The organism is Azospirillum thiophilum (assembly GCF_001305595.1).
In the GTDB taxonomy this organism is placed as follows: Bacteria; Pseudomonadota; Alphaproteobacteria; order Azospirillales; family Azospirillaceae; genus Azospirillum; species Azospirillum thiophilum.
The window spans coordinates 62,488-77,535 of record NZ_CP012402.1 but is presented as its reverse complement, the minus strand read 5'-3'; the positions used below and the strand labels follow the sequence as shown (position 1 = coordinate 77,535).

Here is a 15,048-nt window from a genome sequence, read left to right as displayed (position 1 = left end):
ATTCCGCCCCCAGGGTTGTGGTGGCGGGCAGGGTGCCCCTTCGATGCCCATTGGAAAATCCACCCGGCGAAATGCCGCCGGGCGCGGTTGCGTCAGTGCGTGCCGGCCATGCGGGCCCCGGCCGTCCGGATGGCGGTGGAGCCGCGTACGATGCAGGTGCCGCCCAGCACCAGGCGGCGGCTGGGGCGGTCCGGCGCCTCCAGCCGTTCGAACAGCAATGCCATGGCGGAATGGCCGATGTCCTGCACCGGCTGCTCGATCACGGTCAGGCCGGGGCCGACCAGCTCGGTCCAGGGCTCGTTGTCGAATCCGGCGACCGCCAGCCCGTCGGGGATCGGCAGGCCCAGCCGGTGCGCCGCCTTCACCACCCCCATCAGGAACAGGCTGTTGGAGACGACGAAGGCCTCCGGCCGGTCGGGTTCGGCCATCCAGCCCACCACCGCCTCCTCCGCCGCATCGGCGTGGGGGGCGAGGAAGCGCGCGGCGGGCGCCAGCCCCCGGGCCGACATGGCGGCGCGATAGCCCTCGTGCCGCTCCAGGCCGGTGGTGCTGGTGTTGCCGAAAAGGCCGGCGATGCGGCGGTAGCCCTGGGCGTGCAGATGCTCCACCAGCATCGCGGCGGCCTGCGCGTTGTCGAGCACCACGGCGTCGTGGCGGCCGGTCGGTGCGTTGCGGTCGATCAGCACCACGGGGAAATCCAGGTCCAGCCCGTCCAGCCGCTCCAGCGTTGCGCGGGTCGGGGCGAAGATCAGGCCGGTGATCCGCTCCTCCTGCATCAGGCGCAGATACAGCTCCTCGCGCTCCGGATTCTCGTCGCTGTTGCACAGGATGACGCGCATGCCGGCGCGGTAGGCCGCATCCTCCACCGCGCGGCTGACGGCGGTGAAGAAGGGGTTGCGGATGTCCGACACCACCAGCCCGATGGTCTGCGAATGCTGCGAGCGCAGCCGCCGGGCCGACAGGTTGGGGCGATAGCCGGTGGCCCGCACCGCATCCTCGACCCGCTTGCGCAGCGTCTCGCTGACCGGGCCGCTGCTCAGCACGCGCGACACGGTGGCGACCGACACGCCGGCAGCCTGGGCCACGTCCTTGATGCTGGCGGCCTTTCCGGAAACGCTCATGTGCAGACCGTTCGTTTGGGTGGGGGCGTTTGGGTGGGGTAGCCCGATGGAGGGAGGCGATCTTACCGATGCCCGCCCCGGTCCGGCCAGGGGTGGCGAAATATGAAAACGTTTCCATTGTCTTGTCCGAAACATCCCCCATTTTGCGGCCATAGACAAGCCGTTCTTCCCTGAAAACGCCTTATGTTGCAACGCAACAAGCGTTGACAGGCTGACTGTAATCGTTTTCACTGATCCACAACAGGTCACACAAAAACACGCGGAGGAGACGGTCGCCATGGCACCCGACACGCACCCCCTTAGCCTGCCCCCGGATCTGATCCGCCTGGGCGCCCGCCCGGCCGGCAAGGAGGCGGCGATCCGTGAGGCGGCGCAGCTGCTGATCGCCGCCGGCTGCATCGACCCGGCCTATGCCGACAGCATGATCAGGCGGGAGTCGGTGGCGAACACCTTCCTCGGCCATGGCGTCGCCATCCCGCACGGCATGGTCGACGACCGCGATCTGGTCCGCCGCAACGGCATCGCCATCCTGCAGGTGCCGGACGGCGTGCTGTGGAACGAGGGGCAGACCGCCCGGCTGGTCGTCGCCATCGCGGCCCAGTCCGATGCGCACATCGCCATCCTGCGCCGCCTGACCCGCCTGATGCAGGACGAGGCGCGGCTGAGCGCCCTGTTCAGCACCGCCGATCCCGCCGAGCTGGTCGCCGCCCTGTCGGACGATGCCCCGGCCGCCGCCGGCCCCGCGTCGGACGTCGGCGACCTCGCCGAGAGCTTCGAGTGGGTGGTCGATTACCCGACCGGCCTGCATGCCCGCCCCGCCGCCGCCTGGGTCGAGACCGCGCGGACCGCCGCCGGCCGCGTGCGCATCCGCCATGGCGGCGAGGCTGCCGACGGCAAGACGCTGGTGGCGCTGCTGCAGCTCGGCCTCCGCCCCGGCGACCGCGTCACCGTGTCCACCGACGGTCCCGACGCGCTGGCGGCGCTGAACCGGCTGCGCGCCACCATCACCGGCCTCAGTGCGCGGGAGAAGGCGGACGCCGCCGCGGCGGCGCGCAAGGCCAAGGCGGTGGTGCAGGGCTGGACCCCGCCCGCCGCAGCGGATGGTCGCGCTATGCCCGTGGTCGCCGGCCTCGGCGCCAGCCCCGGCCTCGCCATCGGCCCGGTGCATGTCCTGCCCAAGGCCGACCTGACGGTTCCCGACCGCCCCGTCCCGCTGCTGGAGGGCGGCAACCGCCTGCACGAGGCGCTGACCCTGACCCGCCAGCAGCTGAGGGCGCTGGCCGACGACACCGCCCGCCGCCTCGGCCCGGCGGAGGCCGGCATCTTCACCGCCCAGGCCGAACTGCTGAACGACACCGATCTGGTCACGCTGACCTGCCAGCTGATGGTCGAGGGGCACGGCCCCGGCTGGTCGTGGAACGAGGCGGTGGAACGCAGCGCTGCGAAGCTGGCCGCCAACCCGAACCCGGTGCTGGCCGGCCGCGCCGCCGACCTGCGCGACGTCGGCCGCCGGGTGCTGACCCGCATCGACCCCGACCTGCGCGGCGGCTCGATCCGCGACCTGCCGGACAGCCCCTGCATCCTGGCCGCCGACGATCTGTCACCGTCCGACACCGCCGCGCTCGACATGGGCCGGGTGATCGGGCTGGCGACGGCGCAGGGCGGCCCGACCTCCCACACCGCGATCCTGGCGCGCACGCTGGGGCTGCCGGCGATGGTTGCCGGCGGCGCGGCGCTGACCGGGCTGGCGAACGGCACGCTTGCCATCCTCGACGGCCAGTCGGGCCGCCTCTATCTCGAGCCGGCCGAAGGCGACCTCGCCGCCGCCCATGGCTGGATCGAGGAGCAGCGCGTCAAGAAGGCCCAGCAGGAGGAGCGGCGCGGCCTGCCCGCCCGCACCCGCGACGGCCATACGGTCGAGATCGGCGCCAACGTCAACCGGCCGGACCAGGTGCCGGTCGCCCTGTCGCAGGGGGCGGAGGGCGTCGGGCTGATGCGCACCGAGTTCCTGTTCCTGGAGCGCGGCGACGCTCCCGGCGAGGATGAACAGTACGAGACCTACCGCGCCATGCTGGAGGCGCTGGACGGCCGCCCGCTGATCGTCCGCGCGCTCGACATCGGCGGCGACAAGCAGGTGCCGCACCTGCATCTGCCGCACGAGGAGAACCCCTTCCTCGGCGTGCGCGGCGCCCGGCTGCTGCTGCGCCGGCCCGAACTGCTGGAGCCGCAGCTGCGCGCCCTCTACCGCGCCGCCAGCCATGCCCGCGAGGGGGCGCTGTCGATCATGTTCCCGATGATCACCACGCTGCGCGAGATCGAGGCGCTGCGCGCCGCCTGCGACCGCATCCGGACGGACTTGAACGCCCCGGCGGTGCCGCTCGGCATCATGGTCGAGGTGCCGGCCGCCGCCATCCAGGCCGACGTCCTGGCCCGCCATGTCGATTTCTTCTCGATCGGCACCAACGACCTGACGCAATACGCGCTGGCGGTCGACCGCCAGCATCCCGAGCTGGCGGCGGAGGCCGACAGCCTGCACCCGTCGGTGCTGCGCCTGATCCGCATGACGGTGGACGGGGCCGCCAAGCATGGCCGTTGGGTCGGCGTCTGCGGCGGCATCGCCGGCGACCCGTTCGGCGCGGCGTTGCTGGCCGGCCTCGGCGTGCGCGAGCTGTCGATGACCCCGCGCGACATCCCCGGCGTCAAGGACCGCCTGCGCGACAGCGACCTTTCCGGCCTGCGGGCGTTGGCGCTCCGCGCCGTCGACTGCGAATCCTCCGACGAGGTGCGGGCGCTGGACGGGGGGGCGTCATGACCGGCGAACCAGTCGGGACCAGACCCGTCGTCACCGTCACGCTGAACCCGGCGATCGACCAGACCATCACGGTCGACGCGCTGAAGCCGGGCAGCGTCCACCGCGCGAAGGCGGTGCGCCACAATGCCGGCGGCAAGGGGGTGAACGTCGCCAGCTGCCTCGCCGACTGGGGTACGCCGGTCGTCGCCACCGGCCTGCTCGGCACCGGCAACGCCGCCCCCTTCGAGGCGCTGTTCGCCGCCAAGGGCATCGCCGACGCCTTCCTGCGGCTGCCGGGCGAGACGCGCGTCAACATCAAGATCGCCGACCTCGCCGCCAACGACACCACCGACATCAACCTGCCCGGCCTGAGCGCCGACGCCGATGCGGTGCGCCGCGTGCGCGAGACGGTGCTCGGGCTGGTGGAGCCGGGGGTGCCGGTCCTGCTGGCCGGCAGCCTGCCCGACGGGGTGCCGGCCGACGCCTACGCCACGCTGACCGCCGAGCTGACGGCGGCCGGCTGCCGCGTCGTGCTGGACAGCAGCGGGGCACCGCTGGCGGCAGCGCTGGCCTCCACCGGCGCGCTGCCCTACTGCATCAAGCCGAACCGCCACGAGTTGGAGGATTGGGCCGGCCGGCCGCTGCCGACCGACGCCGACCTTCTCGACGCGGCGCGCGAACTGCACCGGCGCGGCGTGGCGGTGGTGGTGGTCTCGCTGGGGGCGGACGGCGCGCTGTTCGTCGGCGCCGGGGGCGCACTGCACGGCAGGCTGCCGCCGGTCGCGGCGCTGAGCACGGTCGGGGCGGGCGACGCGATGGTCGCCGGCCTTATCGCCGGTTTTCAGCAGGGCGGCGGCCAACAAGGCGATGGGCTGGAGACGGTGGCGCGGCTGTCGGTCGCCTTCGCCGCCGCCAAGCTCGGCCGGTTCGGCCCGAACCTGCCCGATGCGGCGACGGTGCGGGCGCTGGCCGCCCAGGTGGCGCTCAGCACGCTTGCCTGACCAGGGCATCGGAAGACAAGCAACACAGTGACAGGGGCGGGCGCAGACCCGCCAGGAGGAAACCATGGCGAACCTGTTGGCAGTGATCGCGGCGGGCGATCTCACCACCCAGGCCGTGCTGGCGGCCGAAGCCTTGCGCAAGGCGGCCGCGTCGCTCGGCCACCGCATCCAGGTGGAGATCCGCTCCAGCCTCGGCATCCAATCCCCGCTCGACGCCGCGGCGGTGCCGGCGGCCGACGGGGTGATCCTCGTCGGGAGCGGCGACTTCGACGACGGCCGCTTCGGCGCGCTGAAGCGCACCGCCGCCCCGCTCGACGCCGTGCTGGGCGATGCGCGCGCCGTGCTGGAGGGTGCGCTGGGCGGTGCCACCGCGCCGGCAGCGGCCGGCCCGCGCCGGATCGTCGCCATCACCTCCTGCCCGACCGGCATCGCCCACACCTTCATGGCGGCCGAGGGCATCCAGCAGGCGGCGACCGCGCTGGGCCACAAGGTCAGGGTGGAGACCCAGGGATCCGTCGGTGCGCGCGACACGCTGACCGACGACGAGATCCGCGAGGCCGACATCGTCCTGATCGCCGCCGACACCCAGGTCGACCTGTCGCGCTTCGCCGGCAAGCGGGTGTTCATGAGCGGCACCAAGCCCGCCATCAACGACGGCAAGGCGCTGGTGACGCGCGCGCTGGCCGATGCGACGGTCCAGGACGCTTCCGGCGGGCAGCCCGGCGGCGGCGCGGTGCCGCTGGCCGCTGCGGTCGCCGCCGGCAAGGCGGAGCGCTCGGCCCAGCGCACCGGTCCCTACAAGCACCTGATGACCGGCGTGTCCTTCATGCTGCCCTTCGTGGTGACGGGCGGCCTGCTGATCGCGCTGGCCTTCGCGCTGGGCGGCATCTACGTCTATGAGGAAGCCAACGCCGGGACGCTGGGCTACGCCCTGTTCCAGATCGGTGCCAAGGCCGCCTTCGCCCTGATGGTGCCGGCGCTGGGCGGCTACATCGCCTATTCCATCGCCGACCGGCCCGGCATCGCGCCCGGCATGGTTGGCGGCATGCTGGCCGGCAGCATCGGCGCCGGCTTCCTGGGCGGCATCGTCGCCGGCTTCATCGCCGGCTACGGCACCGCCTTCCTCAACCGGCACATCAGGCTGCACCGCAACCTCGAAGGGCTGAAGCCGGTGCTGATCCTGCCGCTGCTGGGATCGCTGCTGACCGGCCTGATGATGATCTACGTCGTCGGCACGCCGGTCGCCGAGGCGCTCGCCTGGATGAGCGCCTGGCTGAAGGGCATGCAGGGCAGCAGCGCCATCCTGCTCGGCCTGCTGATCGGCGCGATGATGGCCTTCGACATGGGCGGCCCGGTCAACAAGGCGGCCTACGCCTTCTCCACCGGCCTGATCGCCAGCCAGGTCTACACCCCGATGGCCGCCGCCATGGCCGCCGGCATGGTGCCGCCGCTGGGGCTGGCGCTGGCCACCAAGCTGTTCGCCGACCGCTTCACCAACGAGGAGCGCGAGGCCGGCAACGCAGCCGCCGTGCTGGGCATCGCCTTCATCACCGAGGGCGCCATCCCCTTCGCCGCCCGCGATCCGCTGCGCGTCATCCCGGCGCTGATGATCGGCGGCGCGCTGACCGGCGCCATCTCCATGGCGATCGGGGCCGAGCTGAAGGTTCCGCACGGCGGCATCTTCGTCCTGCCCATCCCCAACGCGGTGACGCATCTGCTGGGCTACGTCGTGGCGATCGTCGTGGGAACCGTCGTGACGGCGCTGGCGTTGCGCCTGTTGAAGAAGCCGGCCGCCGCGGCCGCGGTGGCCAAGCCCGCTCCCCAGGGGGCCGGCGCGCACGCCTGATCCGCCCTGCGGCAGCCGATATCCGTCTCCTCCCGGACTTCCCCCTCTTCGCAATTGCGGAGAGGGGGAATTTTTTGAAAATTCCGCGCCAGCTTTTGCCGGCCCGTCCGTGTGAGTGGTCACGACATCGCCAGGAGTGACCGACCCATGCTCGACGAGAAGCCCGATGTGATGCTGGGCAACATGCTGTTGCATGTGAACCTGCTGGCGCTTGGCACGCTGATGACCAAGATGATGGCGGAGATGTTCCGCAAGGCCGACGACCCGGCCGGCAAGGCGGACGAGTGGTTGCGACTGTTCGAGGCGACCGCCGCGCAGATGACCTTCGCCGCCGAGACGCCGGAATGGAGCGACCTGACCGCGCAGGAGTTCCGCGACGTCCTGATGCAGCACATCCACCGCGCCCGCGCCATGGCGCTGGGGCAGGAGTGCGACCCGGCGGCCTACCTGCGCCATCATGGCTGAAAGGGCAGGATTGGGAAGGCTGGGCCGGTCGAAGCCGTGCATTGAACTGACCGAAGTTCCGCAAGAAAAGTAGCAGAACCGCGCAGGAGTCGCCCGGCAGCACCGTACCAACGAACAGACGCGGTGCAGATACCGCGAACACGTTCACAGACGGGGCGGCGACGACCATGGACGGGAACGCGACCAGGCGTACCGACAGCTTGCTGCGTCTTGCGGTCCAGCACCACAATGCCGGACAGACCGAGCGGGCGGAGCGGTTCTACCGCGAAATCCTGCGGATCGACCCGGCGCACGGCGACGCCGCCCATCTGCTCGGCCACATCGTCTTCCAGGATGGGCGGCGGACCGACGCCACCCGGCTGTTCGACACCGCGGCTCGTGCCAACGCGCTGGTCGGCTCCTACCATCTGGCGCTGGGACAGGCGTTGATGGAGGAGGGGCGGGTTCCCGCCGCCCTGGCCGCCGCCCGCCGTGCCCTGACCCTGAACCCCGACGATGCCGACGCGCTGTGCCTGCTGGGGGCCATTGCCGGCAGGCAGGGACGGCCGGCCGTCGCCCTGCGCTGCTACCGTGCCGCGGCACGGCTGGTGCCGGGCGTCGCCGAACCGCGGCTCGGCATGGGCCGTGCGCTGGAGGATCTGCGCCACGCCGACGCCGCGCTGGGCTGCTACCGGCTGGCCGCGCGGATGCGGCCGGACGATGCCGCGGTCCGTATCACGCTGGCCAACGCCCTGCGCCGCTGGGGCCGCCCGGCCGAAGCGGCCGCCGCCTATCGCGAGGCGGTGCGGCTGGGCGCCGGCAATGGTTCGGTCTGGGCCAATCTCGGCGCCACGTTGCAGAGCCTGGGCAAGGCGGCCGAGGCGGAGGCGGCTTACGTCGAGGCGTTGCGCCGCCAGCCCGACCATGCCGAGACCCGCAACAATCTGGGCCTGCTGCTGCATGCGCTGGGCCGCCACGGCGAAGCGCGGGAGCGGTTCCGCGCGGCCTTGGCGCTCGATCCCGGCCATGTCCCGGCCCTGGTCAATCTGGGGCTGGCGGAAGCGGCGCTCGGCCGCTTCGACCGGGCGGAAGCGTGCCAGCGCCGGGCCATCGCCCGCGACCGCCGGCAGGCGGAGGCCTGGAACAATCTGGGCAACGCCTGCAAGGCGCAGGGCCGCCGCGACGAGGCGGAAGCCTGCTGGCATCGCGCATTGGCGCTCAATCCCGGCTTTGCCGACGCGCTCGGCAACCTCGCCGCCGAGCTGTCCGACCGCGAGGCGTTCGCCGACGCGACGGTGCGGCTGAACCGCGCCATTCGGCTGATGCCCGGCCATGCGCCGCTGCATGCCGTGCTGGCCTATGCGCTGAACGGGGCCCAGCAGTCGGCGGAGGCCACGGCGGCCTGCCGCCGGGCGCTGACGCTGGCGCCGTCGCTGGCCGACCCGCTTTGCACCCTGGGGCTGGCCGAACAGCGCCAGGGCCGTGCCGATGCCGGACGCTGGTTCGACCGTGCCGTGGCATCCGCCCCCAACCATGCGTTGGCCCGCTTCAACCGCGGCCTGCTGTCACTGGAGCGCGGCGCGCTGAGCGATGGCTGGGCCGACTATGCCTTCCGCTTCAAGGCCGGGCGCGTCCGGCCGGAGCGCCGCTTCACCATTCCCGAATGGACGGGCGAGCCGCTGGACGGCAAGCGCCTGTTCGTCTGGCGCGAGCAGGGGGTGGGGGACGAGTTCCTGTTCGCCTCCTGCTATCCCGACCTGATCAGGATGGCGGGGACGGTGGTGGTCGAATGCGACCGCCGGCTTGTGCCGCTGTTCGCCCGCTCCTTTCCCAAGGCCATGGTGCGCGCCGAGCAACCGCCCTGCGGCCTGACCGAGCTGGAGACGATCGGCTGCGACTATCACATTGCGGCGGGATCGGTGCCGCGCCTGCTGCGCGAGCGGCTGTCGGCCTTCCCGGCCCGCTCCAGCTGGCTGTTCGCCGACGGCAACCGCGTCGCCGACTGGCGCGAGCGGCTGGACGGTGCTGGCGACGACCTGCGCGTCGGCATCAGCTGGCGCAGCCAGCTGATGACCGCCGAGCGCCGCGGCGCCTATCTGCCGCTGGAGGATTGGGGCCCGGTCTTCGCCGTTCCCGGCGTCGCCTTCGTGAATTTGCAGTATGACGACTGCCGCGCCGAGATCCTGGCGGCGGAGCGCCGCTTCGGCCAGCCGATCTATGGCTGGAACGGGCTGGATCTGCGCGACGATTTCGCGGAGACGGCGGCGCTGGTCTCCGCGCTCGACCTCGTCATCGCGCCCGCGAATTCGGTGGCGGAACTGGCCGGCGCGCTGGGCGTGCCGGTCTGGCGCTTCGGCAGCCGCGACTGGACCCAGCTCGGCACCGGCGGACGTCCCTGGTATCCGTCGATGCGGATATTCCAGCCGCTGGCCGGTCAGGAGCTGAGCCATGCGCTGGAGCGCATCGCGGCAGAGCTGCGGCGGGTGGCGGGGGCTGTTTGAGGAGCGGCTGCGAATGCCCCCTCCCTAGCTCTCCCCCGCGTTCCGCGGGAGAGGGAACCTACATCAGCCGGGGCGGCTGATCACCATCCTCGTCGAAGCCCTGCCCGGACGGCGGCAGGCGGAAGGCCGCTGCGAAGATGCGGTCGGCGAGGCCGGGCGGCGGGCGGTCCGTTGCGCGGCCGGGCGCCAGTTCCCCCAGCGCCAGTTCCATCGTCACCATCTCGTCCAGCATCGCCTGGGCCTTGAGCGAACGCACGAGCAGGCGCCGCGCGTCCCGGGCAGCCGGGGCTGGCCAGAGGGCGAGGTCGCCTCCGTAGCGATCGAGCTGGTCGCGAAACTCCTCATCCGTCATCGAATGAATCCCTGGCGGCCTGCGCACTGGCGCGCAGCAGCAATCTGAGCTGTTGGCGAGCACGCTTCAATAGGGACTCTACCGCACCGATGCTGATTTGCATAACGGCCGCGATGTCTGCATTGCTTAAATTTTCGTAATAAAACAGCGTCACCGCGGCGCGCTGCTGCGGCGTCAGCCGGTTCTGGGCATCGGCCAGCCGGGCCGCGACCTGCCGGCGGTGGATGGTGCTGACCGCGTCGGGCGCGCCGTCCGACGGCTCCGCCACGGTATCCAGATCCTGGCCGACCGGCCGGCGCTTGTGGTCGATGCAGCGGTTCAGCACCACCCGGTAGAGCCAGGTGGTGAAACGGGCGCCGCCGTCGTCGCTCCATTGGGCGCGGCGCTGCCACACCTGGAGGAAGGCATCCTGGACGACATCCTCCGCCTCCGCCTCGTTGCCGGTCAGGCGGCGGGCGAGCGCATAGGTGCGCTTCAGGTGGCGATGCACCAGCCGGCGGTAGGCCGCCTGGCTGCCGGACCGGATTTGCGCCATCAGCGCCTCGTCCGGTTCCTCGTCCATGGGGATGAAGACACCGGCGGCCGGATCGCGGGTCAGGTCGCCGGACATGCCGTGTCCGTGGGCGGCCTGTGCAAGGCCCGCCTTCCCGCAATCCTCCGGCCGCCCCCGCTTCTCAAGCCGAGAGTCCGCCATGAGCATGATCCATCGTTCTCCCGACGACGGATGCATGCGGCCCTTTGGCCGGAACACCGACGGCAGTGGACGGCCCGCCGCGTTCTGCGGCGATGGCCTGCCAGGCCTTCAGCATGAAGGACGTCTGGCGGATAAGGGACTCGCAGGCAGCCACCGGATCCTTCCGGCTGGCGGCGGCGCCGGCCTCGGCGATCAGGCGGCGGTAGAACTGCCTGAGCGTCTGGGCGACATCCTCATATTTGTCGAAAATCAGAATGGAATCAAGGCCGGCGAACACCATGACGGCACGCTGGATGGCCGCATGGTGTTCTTCGAACCGGCGGGCCGCGGCGGCGTCGCGGGCGACGTGCAGATGGGTCATCGCCCGCTCGTACAGCCGCACCACGGCGACCAGCGGCGGCACCGCGCTGTTGGCGACGGCATAGGCGTTGAGGGCTTTCGAATAGGCTGAGTTGCGCATGGCGCCATGTCCTCGTGATGGGATGAGCCCTGCTTGGGTGGGCCTGATCGGGGCTTCGGGTGGGATTGCCGGCGGCCGATCCGAACCGGTCAGTCGTCGTCGTCCTCGCTGTAGGTCAGCTGTTGCAGCAGCAGGGCTGCCGTCTCGGCGGCGGCCTCCAGCCGGGCGTAATAGGCGGTGAGCGTGGAGCGGTAGGTTTCCGCCTTGGTGCGGATGTCGTCGGACCGGCTTTGCAGCGTGGTGTCCTGGGCTTCCAGGTCGTCGATCGCGGTCGCGAGGTCGCTGTCGTAATCGTCGGCGGCCGAATCGATTGCGCTGAACAGCTTGTCGGCCAGCCCTTGCGAGAAATCGACGTCGACGCTGCCGCTGCTGCCGGTATAGACCAGGACGATGCCGGCATAGGCGGTGCCCTCGGCGCCGATGATACGGTTGCCGCTGACCGTGAACAGGCTGCTGTCGCCGCCGACCGATGCGGAACTGAGCGTCCCGTCCTCGCCCCTCTCGATGTCGAGCGTGAAGGACAGCGACGACTGGCTGCTTTCGTAGCGCAGCAGCGACATCTGGCTCGACGACGACGTCATGTTGAGGCCGAGCAGCTGCTTCACCGCGTCGATGTCGGTGCTGAGGATGCTGTTCAGCGTGTCCTCGTCCAGCTCCAGATTGTTGGAGCTGTCGAAGGTGATGCCGAGCGAGGCCATCGACAGCACGGTGCCGTCGTCGGCGGTGATCGAGGTGTTCAGCGCGCTTGATACCGACTGGGTGATCTGGCGCAGCAGGGTGTCGGCGAACAGGGTGGCGTCGTCGCTCGCCGTTCCGCTCGAGGTGGTGGACTGCTGCGAGACCACGAAGTCGCGATAGGCGTTGTAGGCGTCGACGAAATCGGTGATCGCCGTCTTGATCGACGACAGGTCGGTCGAAACCTCCATGGAGATCGCGGTGTCGGGGCTGGCGCTGTACAGGTTCAGCGTCACGCCGTCGAGCGCATCGGTGATGGTGTTGGAGCTGCGGGTGATGGTGACGCCGTCGATCTCGACGATGGCGTCCTGCGCCGCGACCAGCTCGTTCTTGACCGCGCCGTCGCCGTCGGTGAGGCCGAGCGAGGACAGCACCCCGTCGCCGCCGTCGGTCAGCAAGATTTCCTCGCCCGTGTTGTTGGCGGTCAGGATCAGCTGATAGCTGCTGTCGCTGACCTGCACGATGCTGGCGGTGACGCCGCTGGTCGATTTCTGCGCGTTGATGGCGTCGCGCAGGTCGGTCAGGCTGTCGTCGCTGTCCATGTCGATCGACACCGCGGTGCCGTCGGCCGCCTGGAGCGTGAAGCTGCCGGAATAGCCCAGCGCGTCGGTCTTGCTGCCGGTGCCGTCGCCCGAGATCTTGTGCTTGGTGGCCACCTGCTGGACCACCACCGAGTAGGTGCCCAGTTCCGTATCGTCGTCCACCGTGGCGCTGAACACGTCGTCGTCGCCGATATAGGCGGTGCGCTGGCCGAACAGGTTGTTCGACGCGCCGGTCGAGGTGGTGCGGTTGCGCAGGCCGTCCAGCGAGTCGTTCACCGTCTGCAGCAGATCCTGCAGATCGGTGTAGGCGGTGATCTTGGCCTCGTTCGTGGTGATCTTGGCGTCGATCCGGTCCGCCTTGGTCAGGCGCGCGTTGACCTTCGCCTCGATCAGCGTCGAGTAATCGATGCCGGTGCCGGAACCGCTGGAGGTCAGCGCCGTATAGCCGGAGCTCGCTGCCGTCGTGGTCGTGGTGGTCGATGTGGTGGAACTGACGGTGGTCATGGCGGCTGTGATCCCCCCAAAGCTCCCCCGTTGCCGGCCGCCGGTGCGGCGGCAGGCTGCGGAAGAGATGCGCGGCCGGAGAAACGGCCGGCGGCCGGTGGCGCCCCGCGCATGTGTGACGCTGTGCGGAGCGCTCCGGACCGGCGGCGGGCGAACCGTCAGCGGAGAAGGGAGAGCAGATTCTCGGGCATCGAGTTCGCCTGGGAGAGGACGGCGATCGCCGCCTGCGTCAGCACCTTTTCCGACGCGAGCTGCGACTGCTGTGCCGCGACGTCGACGTCCATGATGGCGGACTGCGCCGCCTCGGTGTTCTCGATGGTGGTGCTGATCATGTCGCTGCGGAACTCGAAGCGCGAGATCAGCGCGCCGACGTCGGCGCGGGCGTCGGACAGGGTGGTGACCGCGGCGTCGAGCGCGGTCAGCGCGGCGGCGGCGGTGGCCGAGGTGCCGACGTCGAGCGTGTTGATGCCGAGCCCGGTGGTGGTCACGTCGTCGATGGTGACGGTGATGCTGTCGGTCGCCGTCGTGCCGACGCGGAAGCCGACGCCGGACGCCCATTGCTCGGTGCCGTCGAGCAGCGATTCGTCGTTGAAGCGGGTGCCGGAGGCGATGCCGTCGATTTCGTCCTGCAGCTGCTGGAACTCGGCGTCCAGATAATCGCGCTCGGTGTCGGTGACCGAGCCGGACAGCGACTGGGTCGCCAGCGAGCGCATGCGCTGCACGATGTCGGAGATGCTGGACATGCCGCCGTCCGCGGTCTGCAGGATCGACGACCCGTGCGAGGCGTTGGTCGCCGCCTGGTTCAGCACGGTGATGTCCGATTGCAGCGAGGTGCCGACGGCAAGACCCGCCGCGTCGTCCGAAGCCTTGGTGATGCGCGAGCCGCTGGCGATCTTGGACACCGAATCCGACTGGTTCTCGGAATTGATGTTGAGATAGCGAAGGGCCGAATTGGATGCCGTGTTGGTCGTGATGGCGGGCATGATCTGGTCTCCTGATCGAACCGGGGCCGTTTCGGCGACCCTCACTGGGACTCACGGGGGACGCGGCGAAAACTGGCGGGCTTTTTCGGTTGGCTTGGCGCTTTTTCGCGCATGGCCGGCACCCCTGCCGGCGGAAGAGAAAACCCGAGCCCTTACAGGTACTTGTTCACAGGTACTTGGACAGGTTGTTCTCTTCGAGGATCTTCATCAGGCTCATGGTCGCCTCGAGCGACGCCTGGAGCTGCGACAGCTTGGTCGTCGATTCCGCCAGATCGACGCTGCGGATGTCGTCCACCTGGGTCTGCAGCACCAGCTGTTCGTCGACATGGCGGTCGATGGTGTTCTCCAGCGAGGAGCTGGCGGCGCCCAGCTTGGCCTGGGTGATGGTCAGGCCGTCGGTCGCGTCCGACGCCAGTCCGGTCGCTTCGGCGAGCAGGTCGTCGTCGACCGGGTCGGTCGACATGTTGGCGATCAGGCTGAAGGCGCGCAGGGCCTTCTCGAAGGCCGGGTCGTCGGCGGTGACGCCGTAGGACAGCACGAAATCATCGGCCGCCTGGAAATGCGCGACCGTGGAGTCGCCCTGGTAATAGCCGGTGTCGGCGCTCGACGGGTAGGTTGCGGCGGTGTAGCTGTCGAGATCGACCGCCGTCTGGTCGGTGCGCCCGCCGCCGAACAGGTAGCGGCCGTCCTGCTGGGTGTTCATCAGCCCGGCAAGCTCCTCCATCAGCTGGCCGGCCTCCGCCACCACCCCTTCCACCCCGGCGGCGTTGTCGCCCTGAAGCCCGGTGATCAGCGAACTGAGGCGGGAGGTCAGGTCGGCCATGCTGCCGACCGCATCGTACATCGACTGGATGCGGCCGTTCACGACCTCGCCCTCGTCGATGTACTGCTCCAGCCGGCGGTAGTGGCTTTCCAGATTGACCAGCCGGCTGCTGTCGGTGGCGATGCCCTTGTAATCGGTGGAGTTCAGGCCGGACGCCGACCGGACCTGTTCGGCCGCCACCTGGGCTTCGGCCTTCATCATGTACTGGACGAGCGTGTTCTGATGGTTGTAGGTCGCGACCCGTTCCATCG

General features: G+C 70.3%; 12 protein-coding genes. 5 read left to right on the top strand and 7 right to left on the bottom strand.

The window, feature by feature from the left end; all coding sequences use genetic code 11:
* Positions 1–92: 92 nt before the first annotated feature.
* Positions 93–1,121, bottom strand: a complete 1,029-nt coding sequence (locus AL072_RS14360) for a LacI family DNA-binding transcriptional regulator (protein ID WP_045586055.1) — start codon at positions 1,119–1,121, stop codon at positions 93–95.
* A 277-nt stretch (positions 1,122–1,398) separates the two neighbouring features.
* Here AL072_RS14360 and ptsP point away from each other — a divergent pair, with 277 nt between their 5' ends.
* The 5 genes from ptsP (at position 1,399) to AL072_RS14335 (ending at position 9,704) form a co-directional block, all read left to right on the top strand.
* Complete coding sequence (ptsP, locus tag AL072_RS14355) at positions 1,399–3,933, top strand: phosphoenolpyruvate--protein phosphotransferase (RefSeq protein ID WP_045586054.1); 2,535 nt, start codon at positions 1,399–1,401, stop codon at positions 3,931–3,933.
* Positions 3,930–4,913, top strand: coding sequence for a 1-phosphofructokinase (gene pfkB / locus AL072_RS14350; RefSeq protein ID WP_045586053.1), 984 nt, complete (start codon positions 3,930–3,932; stop codon positions 4,911–4,913). Before ptsP ends, pfkB begins: the two co-directional genes overlap by 4 nt.
* Positions 4,914–4,977: 64 nt before the next feature.
* Entirely contained in the window at positions 4,978–6,759 is a 1,782-nt protein-coding gene (locus tag AL072_RS14345) for a fructose-specific PTS transporter subunit EIIC (protein WP_045586052.1), read from the top strand.
* Between the two features lie 147 nt (positions 6,760–6,906).
* Complete coding sequence (locus AL072_RS14340; protein ID WP_045586051.1) at positions 6,907–7,224, top strand: hypothetical protein; 318 nt, start codon at positions 6,907–6,909, stop codon at positions 7,222–7,224.
* A 167-nt stretch (positions 7,225–7,391) separates the two neighbouring features.
* Positions 7,392–9,704 carry a tetratricopeptide repeat protein gene (locus AL072_RS14335; RefSeq protein ID WP_052710476.1) on the top strand — a complete coding sequence of 771 codons (2,313 nt, stop codon included), beginning with the start codon at positions 7,392–7,394 and terminating at the stop codon, positions 9,702–9,704.
* A 58-nt stretch (positions 9,705–9,762) separates the two neighbouring features.
* On the opposite strand, the gene AL072_RS14330 is transcribed toward AL072_RS14335, so the two are convergent.
* The 6 genes from AL072_RS14330 to AL072_RS14305 all read right to left on the bottom strand — a co-directional run bounded on the left by AL072_RS14330 (position 9,763) and on the right by AL072_RS14305 (position 15,046).
* Positions 9,763–9,960: a hypothetical protein gene (locus AL072_RS14330; protein WP_245636864.1), complete on the bottom strand. Its 198-nt coding sequence runs from the start codon at positions 9,958–9,960 to the stop codon at positions 9,763–9,765.
* 85 nt (positions 9,961–10,045) lie between these two features.
* Positions 10,046–10,666: an RNA polymerase sigma factor gene (locus AL072_RS14325; RefSeq protein WP_245636863.1), complete on the bottom strand. Its 621-nt coding sequence runs from the start codon at positions 10,664–10,666 to the stop codon at positions 10,046–10,048.
* A 64-nt stretch (positions 10,667–10,730) separates the two neighbouring features.
* Complete coding sequence (locus tag AL072_RS14320) at positions 10,731–11,210, bottom strand: flagellar export chaperone FliS (RefSeq protein WP_045586049.1); 480 nt, start codon at positions 11,208–11,210, stop codon at positions 10,731–10,733.
* 89 nt (positions 11,211–11,299) lie between these two features.
* Positions 11,300–12,991, bottom strand: coding sequence for a flagellar filament capping protein FliD (gene fliD / locus AL072_RS14315; protein ID WP_045586048.1), 1,692 nt, complete (start codon positions 12,989–12,991; stop codon positions 11,300–11,302).
* A 158-nt stretch (positions 12,992–13,149) separates the two neighbouring features.
* Entirely contained in the window at positions 13,150–13,974 is an 825-nt protein-coding gene (locus AL072_RS14310) for a flagellin (RefSeq protein ID WP_045586047.1), read from the bottom strand.
* Between the two features lie 166 nt (positions 13,975–14,140).
* A complete protein-coding gene (locus AL072_RS14305; protein ID WP_045586046.1) occupies positions 14,141–15,046 on the bottom strand; it encodes a flagellin in 906 nt (301 codons plus the stop codon).
* Positions 15,047–15,048: the final 2 nt, after the last annotated feature.

Coding starts and splice junctions, on each gene's coding strand:
- AL072_RS14360 (WP_045586055.1), bottom strand. CDS start 1,121: ATGAGCGTTTCCGGAAAGGCCGCCAGCATCAAGGACGTGGCCCAGGCT.
- ptsP (WP_045586054.1), top strand. CDS start 1,399: ATGGCACCCGACACGCACCCCCTTAGCCTGCCCCCGGATCTGATCCGC.
- pfkB (WP_045586053.1), top strand. CDS start 3,930: ATGACCGGCGAACCAGTCGGGACCAGACCCGTCGTCACCGTCACGCTG.
- AL072_RS14345 (WP_045586052.1), top strand. CDS start 4,978: ATGGCGAACCTGTTGGCAGTGATCGCGGCGGGCGATCTCACCACCCAG.
- AL072_RS14340 (WP_045586051.1), top strand. CDS start 6,907: ATGCTCGACGAGAAGCCCGATGTGATGCTGGGCAACATGCTGTTGCAT.
- AL072_RS14335 (WP_052710476.1), top strand. CDS start 7,392: ATGGACGGGAACGCGACCAGGCGTACCGACAGCTTGCTGCGTCTTGCG.
- AL072_RS14325 (WP_245636863.1), bottom strand. CDS start 10,666: ATGTCCGGCGACCTGACCCGCGATCCGGCCGCCGGTGTCTTCATCCCC.
- AL072_RS14320 (WP_045586049.1), bottom strand. CDS start 11,210: ATGCGCAACTCAGCCTATTCGAAAGCCCTCAACGCCTATGCCGTCGCC.
- fliD (WP_045586048.1), bottom strand. CDS start 12,991: ATGACCACCGTCAGTTCCACCACATCGACCACCACGACCACGACGGCA.
- AL072_RS14310 (WP_045586047.1), bottom strand. CDS start 13,974: ATGCCCGCCATCACGACCAACACGGCATCCAATTCGGCCCTTCGCTAT.
- AL072_RS14305 (WP_045586046.1), bottom strand. CDS start 15,046: ATGGAACGGGTCGCGACCTACAACCATCAGAACACGCTCGTCCAGTAC.